This window comes from Tenacibaculum geojense (assembly GCF_042676005.1).
Classification (GTDB): domain Bacteria; phylum Bacteroidota; class Bacteroidia; order Flavobacteriales; family Flavobacteriaceae; genus Polaribacter; species Polaribacter geojense.
In genome coordinates this window covers 1-10,562 of sequence record NZ_JBHTJR010000052.1, presented here as the reverse complement: position 1 = coordinate 10,562, position 10,562 = coordinate 1, and the positions used below count along the sequence as shown (strand labels likewise).

Sequence of the window (10,562 nt, the reverse complement as noted above, 5' to 3'; positions counted from 1 at the left end):
CTTTTTCTTGCGTAAACTGTTATTCATAAAATAAGTCTTATTGGTGTAAACTTATTTTAGGACGGGACAAAAAAATAAAAAAAAGCGCTCTGTTATAAAGAGCGCTTTTTTTATTCTGTTACTTTGAGTCTAGCCTTAGATGCAATAGATATATCAGAATAATCATTATTTAAATATTTTAAATATCCAGTAATGGCAATCATCGCAGCATTGTCGGTGGTATATTCAAATTTTGGAATGTAAGTATTCCATTTCCAATGTTTTTCTGCTAAACCAAGTCTTTTTCTAATTTCAGAATTAGCAGAAACACCTCCTGCTATCGCAACATCTGAAATGCCGGTTTGTTTAACAGCATTTTTAATTTTCTTCATTAAAATTTCAATAATTGTATATTGAATAGATGCGCAAATATCATAGATGTTCTCTTCAATAAATTTAGGATTTTCCTTGGTGTTTTTTTGGATGAAATATAAAATTTGAGTTTTTAAACCACTAAAACTAAATTCTAAATCTCCAACTTTAGGTTGTGTAAATTTAAAAGCCTTTGGGTTTCCTTTTTGAGCATATTTATCTACCAAAGGTCCACCAGGATAAGGTAAACCAAGTAATTTGGCAGATTTATCATAAGCTTCTCCAACAGCATCATCTATAGTTTCGCCTAAAACCTCCATTTCAAAGTGGTTAGTTATTTTTACAATTTGTGTATGACCGCCACTTATAGTTAAGCAAATAAAAGGAAAAGGAGGTATTTTACTACCTTCTTCAATAATAAAATGAGCTAAAATATGAGCCTGCATATGGTTAACATCTATTAACGGAATATTTAACCCCAATGCTAATGATTTTGCAAATGAGGTACCCACTAATAAAGATCCCATTAAACCAGGACCTCTGGTAAATGCAATTGCGCTTAAATCATCTTTTGTAATGCCTGCTTTATCGAGTGCATTTTGAACCACTGGTACAATATTTTGCTGATGTGCTCTTGAAGCAAGCTCAGGAACTACACCTCCATATTTTGCATGTACCTCTTGGTTGGCAACTACATTACTTAATACTTTACCATTACAAATCACCGCAGCACTTGTATCATCACAAGAGCTTTCTATACCTAAAATATATGTGTTTTCTGTGCTCAATTATTTGTAGTTTTAAAGTGCAAAAATATTCATAATACGTTAGATATTCGTTAAAATTGATGTTTCTTTGTACTAAGGCAATGTTTTTGATGTTTTAACCACTAATTTTAAATACAATTCAGCCATAAAAAGAACGGGAAAAATACTACTGAAAATTATTGGAATCATTCTGATTCTTTTATTGCTTTTAATGCTGATTTTTTCAATTCCAGCGGTACAAAGTAGGTTAGGTAAAATAGCTACAGATTTTGTAAATAAAGAATTTGGCACCAACATAGTGGTAAAGAAAATAGATTTATCACTTTTAGGTAGTGTACAGCTTAAAGAAATTGAAATTAGAGACCATCATAAAGACACATTAATTTTTGTAAACAACTTAAAAACTTCATTGCAAAATGTAAAAAAGGTGGTTGATAATAATGTAGAATTAGGAGATGTTACTTTATCTGGAGCATATTTTTACATGAAAAAATACAAAGGTGAAGAAGATGATAATCTTAGCATTTTTGTAAAAAGTTTTGACGACGGTAATGATCAGCCAAGTAAAAATCCGTTTATACTAAAAACCTCCAATATTTATGTAGATGATTTAACTTACAAACTCATTGATGAAGCTAAAAAAGAACCTTTACAATTTGGAGCTTATAATGTTGGTGGAAATCTGCAAAACTTTTTATTAGAAGGACCTGATTTTTCCTCCAATATAAAAGGAATGTATCTTACCGATAATAGAGGAATAAGTATTACCAACCTATCTACAGATTTTGCTTACACAAAGCAGCATATGCTTTTTAATAATACTACCTTAGAAACAAATAACAATTCTAATATTCAAGCTGATATCGAGTTTACATACAAAAGAAAAGACTTTGTCAGTTTTGTAGATAAGGTTAAAGTTACCAGTAAGTTCAAAAAAAGTAGTGTTTCTGTAATGGATTTAAACAAACTTTATGGAGAGATAGGAGGTACAGATATGCTCTTTTTTACGGGTAAAATGAATGGTGTTTTAAACAATTTTAGTCTAAACAATGTTAACTTATACTCTAAAAATGGTATAAGAATAGTTGGTGATATGGGGTTTGTTAATGCCCTAAATACCAGTAGAGGTTTTGTTTTTGATGCAGATTTAGATAAAGTATCAGCAGAGTACAACCAATTAAAAAGTATTTTACCAAATGTTTTAGGTAAAACATTACCAACAGATTTTAAAAAGTTGGGAAGGTTTAACATGTCTGGGTTGGTTAAAGTAACACCAGAGCAAATGGATGCTACTCTTCGTGTAACCTCTCAAATAGGTACTACCGTTTCAGATTTATTAATAACAGGTATAGATGATATTAATAATGCTGAGTATAGTGGAGAAATAGAATTTATTAATTTAGATATTGGTGTTTTAGCAAATGATGATAACTTAGGGAAAGTATCTTTAAGAGCAGATGTTGACGGACAAGGTTTTGATGTTGCCAATATCAATACTTCAGTAATTGGAACTGTATCTAGTATAGAGTTTAATAATTATACTTACAAAGATTTACTAGTAAATGGTGAGTTTCAAAATAAATTATTTGATGGTTATTTAGAAGCTAAAGATGATAACTTTAGCTTAACGTTTAAAGGTTTAGCAGATTTTTCTTCAGAGGTACATAAATTTGATTTCCTAGCAGATATTGATATGTTAGACCTCAATAAAACTCAACTTTTTACAAGAGATAGCATAGCTTTACTTAAAGGGAAAATTAATTTAGATATATCTGGAAATACTTTTGATGATATTGTAGGTAAAGCAACTTTTCAAAATTTAGAATACACAAATCAAAAGCAAAAATATGAGTTTAAAAAATTTGAAGTAAACTCATCGGTAAAAGATAGTATTAAAACCATAGAAGTAAACTCTAAAGACATTGCAGAAGGAAAACTAGAAGGTAAATTTACCTTTAGCGAATTATTGCCTGTTTTTCAAAATGCATTAGGTAGCGTTTATACTAATTATAAACCAATTCCTGTAGCCCCAAATCAATATGTGAATTTTAATTTCGATATCTATAATCAGATAGTTGATATTTTTTTACCAAAAGTATCTATTGGTCCAAGTACTCAAATAAGAGGTAGAGTTAATTCAAATAACAACTCCGTTAAGCTTACCTTTTCATCTCCAAAACTAGATATCTATGAAAATATAATTGATGGTATTGTTTTGCGTGTTGATAATAAAAATACGTTATACAACACACACCTTACAGCAGATAAAATGTCGAATGAGTTTTATAATATAGAGGAGGTAAATCTATTAAATAGAACAGTAAATGACACGTTATTTTTTAAGTCTACTTTTAAAGGAGGAAAAAAGGTGGTAGATGATTATAATTTAGATTTTTACTACACCATAAATAAAGAAGGAAAATCAGTTGTTGGTGTTCAAAAATCTACAGCAATTATCAATGGGTATAATTGGGCTATAAATCCATCTGACGATACCAATCATAAAGTAACTTTCAATTTAAAAGAAAACGATTTTTCTTTTAGTCCATTTTTGTTACTATCAGAGAATATGAAAATAGCTTTTGATGGTGAAATGAAAGGAGATAATTATAAAAACTTTAATGCTGATTTTTCTAGTGTTAGTTTACAAGCGTTGTTGCCAGAAATGGATAACCTTAAACTAGAAGGTGCTCTAGATGGCTCCGCTTCAATTACTCAAAATGAAACAACTATTAAACCTTTAGCGAATATTACCATTAGCGATTTAATAGTGAATGAATTTTCTCAAGGTACTTTAAAAGTAAATATAGAAGGAGATAACTCTTTTAATGTTTATAACGTAGATATGTCTATCAGAGACTATTTATTTGATAACGTAAAAATAGGAGGAATCTTAGATTTTTCTAATTCACAGCCTACTATGGATATGGAGGTTGCATTTAAAGAATATGAGCTGAATGGGTTTAGTGAGTTTGGAGACGAAGTAATTTCTAATTTACGAGGAAGATTGTCAGGATATTTTACAGCAAAGGGACCTGTTAAAAATCCTAATTTTAAAGGAAATTTAAGTTTGATAGAATCTGGATTAACATTTCCGTATCTAAACATCGATTATGACTTTATTGAAAATGCTAGCATCAAACTACAAGATCAATCATTTATCATAAAAAACATTGTATTAAAAGATACAAAATATGATACTAAAGGATATTTGTCTGGTAGTATAACACACCAAAATTTTGAGCAATGGTATTTAAATTTAGATTTAAATACTCCAAACATGTTGGTGTTAGATACCAAAGAGGTTGAAGATATTCCGTATTACGGTTCTGGTTTTATAAGAGGAAATGCGCAAATTAGAGGTTTAACCAGTAATTTAAGTATAGATGTTAATGGCAGTACACAGCCAGGAACCGTTTTTGTAATTCCTTTAAATGATGTTACAACCATAAACAACTATAAGTTAATTCGTTTTAAAACAGGTGAAGAGTTAGATGAGCAAGCCCTTAATATTGATAAAATTAAAGGGTTAAACTTAAAAATAAATTTAGCAGTAACTAAAGATGCTGTTGCGCAGGTTGTTATTGATAAAGTTTCTGGAAGTGAATTAAAAGGTAGTGGAAATGGAAACTTACAAATAGAAATTGACACACGAGGAAAATTTAATATGTATGGTGATTTAACTATAGATAACGGAGTGTACAATTTTAGATATGGAGGAATTATAAATAAACCTTTTGTGGTACAACGAGGCGGAACAATAGCTTGGAATGGAAACCCTTACGAAGCAGAACTTGATTTGACAGCAATTTACCAAACAAAAGCTAATCCAGCTCAGCTGTTAGATAACATTAACTCAACTAGAAAAATTCCAATAGATTTATACACCAAAATTACAGGAGGTCTTTTTAATTCCAAACAAGAGTTTGATATTAAAATTCCAAATGCAAACTCTACAGTTGCCTCTGAATTAGAGTTTAAAATCAATGAAAATGACTTAAATACTAAAATGCAGCACTTCACTTTTTTATTAGCCTTTGGTACCTTTTACAACGAAGAAACTATAGGGTCAAGTGCTTCAGCGGGACTAACAGGTACAGCAGCTCAAGTTGCTTCTAGTATTTTATCGAGTATGATAAATAGTAAAGATGGAAAATTTCAAGTAGGTGTTGGTTATACTCAAGGAGATAGAGCAGATGTAAATCGATTTATTGATGACCAGGTGGATGTATCAGTATCTACTCAATTAAGTGATCGTGTAATTGTAAACGGAAAGGTTGGGGTTCCAGTTGGAGCAAATACCCAAACCAGTGTAGTAGGTGAAGTTAAAGTAGAGGTATTATTAAATGAGCAAGGAACGTTACGTGCTAACTTTTTTAATAAACCGAATGATGTAGAATATTCTATTTTAGAAGAAGAGGGTTACACGCAAGGAGTTGGTTTATCTTACCAAGTAAACTTTAATAACTTAAAAGAGTTGAAACAAAAATTAGGTTTAAAGAAGAAAGAAAAAGAAAAAAAGGATAGTTTACCTGAGCAACCAACAAGAAGATTAATTAATTTTAAGAAGAAAAAAGATACAATACCGTCAAAAAATGAATAAAAGAACTACCAAAGATTATATTTTTTTAGCATTAAAAGGAATGGCCATGGGGGCTGCGGATGTAGTTCCAGGTGTATCTGGTGGAACTATTGCTTTTATATCAGGAATTTATGAAGAGTTACTTCAATCCATAAGTAATATCAATATTGACTTGTTAAAAACCTTACAAAAAGAAGGGTTTGGTAAAGCATGGAAACAATTAAATGGCAATTTTTTATTAGCACTATTTTCGGGAATTTTTGTTAGTATACTATCTTTAGCAAAAGGTATATCATGGTTGTTAGATAATCATCCAATACTTTTATGGTCTTTTTTCTTTGGATTAGTATTGGCGAGTGTTATTTACATAGCTAAACAGGTTACTAAATGGAATATAATATCAATAGTTTTACTACTTTTAGGAACTATTTTGGCTTATTACATTACTACTTTAGATCCGTTAGTTTCAGAAAACTCATCGTTAGGATTTATGTTTTTAGCTGGAGCAATTGCTATTTGTGCAATGATTTTACCAGGTATTTCAGGTTCTTTTATTTTGGTATTGCTGGGTGCTTATAAACCAATTTTAAATGCAATTAATAACAGAAATTTATTAACAATTACAGCAGTAGGTTTAGGAGCAATTGTTGGGTTGCTGTCTTTTTCAAAAATATTAAAATGGTTGTTTGCCAATCATAAAAATTACACACTTGTTGCTTTAACAGGTTTTATAATTGGTTCATTAAATAAAATCTGGCCCTGGAAAGAAGTACTAACTTACAGAACAAATTCTCATGGAGAGCAAGTTCCTTTTAAAGAGCTTTCAATATCTCCACTTTCATTTGAAGGAGATCCACAATTATTACCAGCAACCATTTTAGCAATTGTTGGATTTAGTTTAATTTTATTGTTAGAAAAATTAGCAACTAAATAAAGCTTTAGTGTAAATGAATCAACGTCAAACTTTATCTCAAAAGTTATCTCTTTTTTTAAAAGGTCTAGCTATGGGAGGTGCAAATAAAGTACCTGGGGTTTCTGGCGGAATGGTTGCATTTGTTTTAGGTTTTTATGAAGAGCTTATTTTTAGCTTTCAACGAATTAATGGTAAGGCTTTTAAATTATTACTAAGCGGAAAGTTTATTAGCTTTTATAAATATACTAATCTGCAGTTTTTAAGTCTAATAATTTTAGGAAGCCTTTTCAGTTATTTTAGTGTTTCTTTAGTTTTAGATTACTTTTTAAAACATTATCAGCTATATGTTTGGTCTTGGTTTTTTGGATTAATTTTAGGTTCCATCTATTATATCTCTAAAGATTTTGGTGATTGGCGCTTAAAAAATATTGTATCACTTTTAGTAGGCGTAACTGTTGGTATTTCTATAAGTTTTATGACACCTGCTGTGGAGAATGATAATTTATGGTTTGTGTTTTTATGCGGAATAATTGGTGTTTCAGGAATGACATTGCCAGGCTTATCAGGTTCTTTTATTTTAATTCTTTTAGGTAATTATGTGCTTTTATTGGTAGATAGTGTAAATGTTTTAGCAACAGTTATAACGCAATTAATTGCAGGTAATTTTGAAGTTTTAAATGATGAAATTAAGATAAGATATTTAAAAATAATAGCCACATTTACTGCAGGTTCAGCGTTTGGTTTGGTTTCAATTTCACATGTATTAGGTTATGTTTTAAAAAAATGGAATCAAGAAGTAACAGCAATAATAATTGGTTTTATAGCAGGGTCACTGGGTATAGTTTGGCCTTGGAAAGAAACAATTTATAAAATAGAAAATAATACCTTTTTACTTGATCAAAAAGGGAACAAAATAATTCTAAATTATCAAAGATTTATACCAGATTTTTCAATTTTAGAAACATGGATAGCAATCGCTTTTATTGTTTTTGGAATTGGATTAATTTTAGTGATAGACTATTATGGCCGACAACGAAAAAACTAACCTATTTGCCTTAGTAGGCAAAAATATTTCATACTCTTTTTCAAGAGGATATTTTGCCGAGAAATTTACTTTATTAGAGTTAAAAAATCATGATTACATCAATTTTGATATCGATTCTATTGATCAACTTCCGTCAAAATTACATGAATATAAAAAATCAATTAAAGGTCTTAATGTTACCATTCCGTACAAACAAGATGTGTTTAAATACCTAGATAAGGTAAATAAAAAAGCAGTTAAAATAGGAGCTGTTAATACTATTAAAATTACTAAAAAAGGAAAGTTAAAAGGATATAACACAGATTACTATGGTTTTAAAAATTCAATTACCCCATTACTCAAACCACATCATAAAAAGGCTTTAATTTTAGGTACGGGTGGAGCTTCTAAGGCAGTTGCATATGCTTTAAAAAAAATGAACATAGAATACAGGTTTGTTTCTCGAAACCCTAAAGGGCCTCTTCAAATATCTTACAATAGTATTAATTCATCTTTATTAGAAAAGTTTACGGTACTTATTAATTGTACCCCTTTAGGCACACACCCAAATGTTAATGAGTGTCCAGATATCCCATATAGTGAGTTAACATCAAATCACTTATTATATGATTTAATTTATAATCCTGCATTATCATTATTTTTAGAAAAAGGAAAAATGCAAGGAGCAACGGTCAAAAACGGATATGAAATGCTGGAACTACAGGCAGAAAAGGCGTGGGAGATATGGAATAAATAAGGTTTTTAATTTAGAAAATCATTCATTTTATATGCCTCTCATTTAAAGAGTACCTTAGTGTAATAGCTTTACATTAAATTAAAATACATATTTATACAATATTCATTATCTTTATAATCAAATTATATTGGAACTTTAAACATCATTGATATGTTAGAAAATAGCGACAAAAACGTTGAAGAAACAACAAGTAACGAAGTTAATCAGGTAAATCAACAAACTCAAACAGCAGTTGATGAAATAGAAAACGAAGTAGCAGAGAGCTCAGAAAAAGCAGAAGAAAAAAATGAAATCCCAATGTTGGATTACGCTGCAATGGAGCTTGATAAACTTGTTGAGGAGTTACAAAAGTTAATAAAAAATAACCCAGTTCAGCAAATTAAAAATCATGTAGATGCTGTAAAGACTGCCTTTAATGGCAAATTTGGGAAGTTATTAGCAGAAAAAAAGGAAGCGTTTTTGGCCGAAGGAGGAAATTCTATAGACTTTCAGTTTTCAAGTCCTGTTAAAACAGAATATAATAGTTTATTAAAAGATTATAAAGTTAAGAGAGATGCTTATTACAAGCAGCTTGAATCTCAATTAAACGATAACCTAGAAAAAAGAAATGCGTTAATTGAAGAACTTAAAAATTTAATAGAAAATGCTGACCCAAAAACGATGTATAACGAATATCAAAAGTTAAATGATCGTTGGAAAGCTATTGGCCCAGTTCCAAAATCAAAGTATAATGATACTTGGCGTACTTATCATCATCATGTTGAGCGTTTTTATGATTTACTTCATTTAAATAAAGACTTTAGAGAGTTAGAGTTTAAGCATAATCTAGAAGAAAAATTAAAACTTATAGATAGAGCTAAAACTTTATTAAATTATGATGATGTGAATGCTGCTTTTAAAGAATTACAAGAGCTTCATAGATTATGGAAAGAAGAAGTAGGTCCTGTAGATAAAGAACATAGAGAAGAGGTTTGGGGTAAGTTTAGCGATATAACGAAGCAATTACATGATAAAAGACATGAATATCAAAAGATATTACGTTCTAAACATCAAGAGATTATTGATGCTAAACTAGCGGTAATAGCTAAAATAGATGCCTATGATGTATCAGGGAATAATTCTCATAATGATTGGCAAAAAAGCATTAAAGAAATAGAGGCATTACGTCAACAATATTTTGATGCTGGTAAGTTACCTTACAATAAAAGTGAAGCAGTTTGGCAAAAGTTTAAAGCAGCAACACAAAAGTTTAACGCAGAGAAAAACTCTTTTTACAAAGCAGAAAAACAATTACAAAGTGATAATTTAAAAAAGAAAATAGCTTTAGTAGAGTTAGCAGAAAGTTTAAAAGAAAGTAGTGATTGGGAGGAAACTACCAATACTATGAAAAGAATTCAATCTGATTGGAAAAAAATTGGACATGTTCCAAGAAAATATTCAGATGAAATTTGGAAACGTTTTAAAGCTGCCTGTAATCATTATTTTGACAGATTTCATGCTCATAAAAATGAGTTAGATGAAGGAGTTAAAGCCATTGTAGATGCTAAAAAAGCTTTTATAGATGAGCTTAAAAATAAAGCGGAAGCTACTTTAGATGAGGTAAAAGAAGCTATTGTTGCATGGAGAGATATGGGTTCTTTACCTAGAAATGCGCGTCATTTAGATGGTAAGTTTAATAAAGTTGTAGATAGTTTACTAGAAAAGCAAAACTTAAGTAAAGAAGATATTGAAATGATGAAGTTTAAAAATATTGTTGATAATTATTTATCGCAAGAAGACTTCAGGAAATTAGATAGTGAACAATTATTTTTACGCAGAAAGATAGACGAAACAGTTAGAGATATGCAGCAGTTAGAAAATAACTTAAGTTTTATTTCTAATGCTACTGAAGATAACCCATTAGTTAAGAATGTACGTAAAGGTATTCAAGAGTTTAAAGACCAATTAGATATTTTACAAGTAAAGTTAGATTATTTAAAAGGATTAGATTACTAACTTTTAATTGATATTAAAGCATAAAACCGAAAACTTTATTAGTTTTCGGTTTTTTTATGATATAAAAAAAGCTCTCAATGTTGAGAGCTTTTATATATTTTGATGTCCCGTCCTAAAATAAGTTTACACCAATAAGACTTATTTTATGAATAACAGTTTACGCAAGAAAAAGC

At 29.7% G+C, this 10,562-nt stretch carries 6 protein-coding genes; 5 read left to right on the top strand and 1 reads right to left on the bottom strand.

Features of this window, described 5'->3' with window-relative positions; translation table 11 throughout:
* Positions 1–110 precede the first annotated feature (110 nt).
* Positions 111–1,139, bottom strand: a complete 1,029-nt coding sequence (gene tsaD, locus ACFQ1U_RS12455; RefSeq protein WP_386108871.1) for a tRNA (adenosine(37)-N6)-threonylcarbamoyltransferase complex transferase subunit TsaD — start codon at positions 1,137–1,139, stop codon at positions 111–113.
* A 190-nt stretch (positions 1,140–1,329) separates the two neighbouring features.
* Between tsaD and ACFQ1U_RS12450 the strand changes: the two genes are divergently transcribed.
* From ACFQ1U_RS12450 to ACFQ1U_RS12430, 5 genes are all read left to right on the top strand, one after another.
* On the top strand, positions 1,330–5,721 hold the full coding sequence (locus ACFQ1U_RS12450) for a translocation/assembly module TamB domain-containing protein (RefSeq protein ID WP_386108869.1): 4,392 nt from the start codon (positions 1,330–1,332) through the stop codon (positions 5,719–5,721).
* Positions 5,714–6,634 carry a DUF368 domain-containing protein gene (locus ACFQ1U_RS12445; RefSeq protein WP_386108867.1) on the top strand — a complete coding sequence of 307 codons (921 nt, stop codon included), beginning with the start codon at positions 5,714–5,716 and terminating at the stop codon, positions 6,632–6,634. Before ACFQ1U_RS12450 ends, ACFQ1U_RS12445 begins: the two co-directional genes overlap by 8 nt.
* Before the next feature lie 13 nt (positions 6,635–6,647).
* Entirely contained in the window at positions 6,648–7,658 is a 1,011-nt protein-coding gene (locus ACFQ1U_RS12440; RefSeq protein ID WP_386108865.1) for a DUF368 domain-containing protein, read from the top strand.
* Entirely contained in the window at positions 7,636–8,394 is a 759-nt protein-coding gene (locus ACFQ1U_RS12435; RefSeq protein WP_386108863.1) for a shikimate dehydrogenase family protein, read from the top strand. Before ACFQ1U_RS12440 ends, ACFQ1U_RS12435 begins: the two co-directional genes overlap by 23 nt.
* Before the next feature lie 150 nt (positions 8,395–8,544).
* Positions 8,545–10,389, top strand: coding sequence for a DUF349 domain-containing protein (locus ACFQ1U_RS12430; RefSeq protein ID WP_386108861.1), 1,845 nt, complete (start codon positions 8,545–8,547; stop codon positions 10,387–10,389).
* Positions 10,390–10,562: the final 173 nt, after the last annotated feature.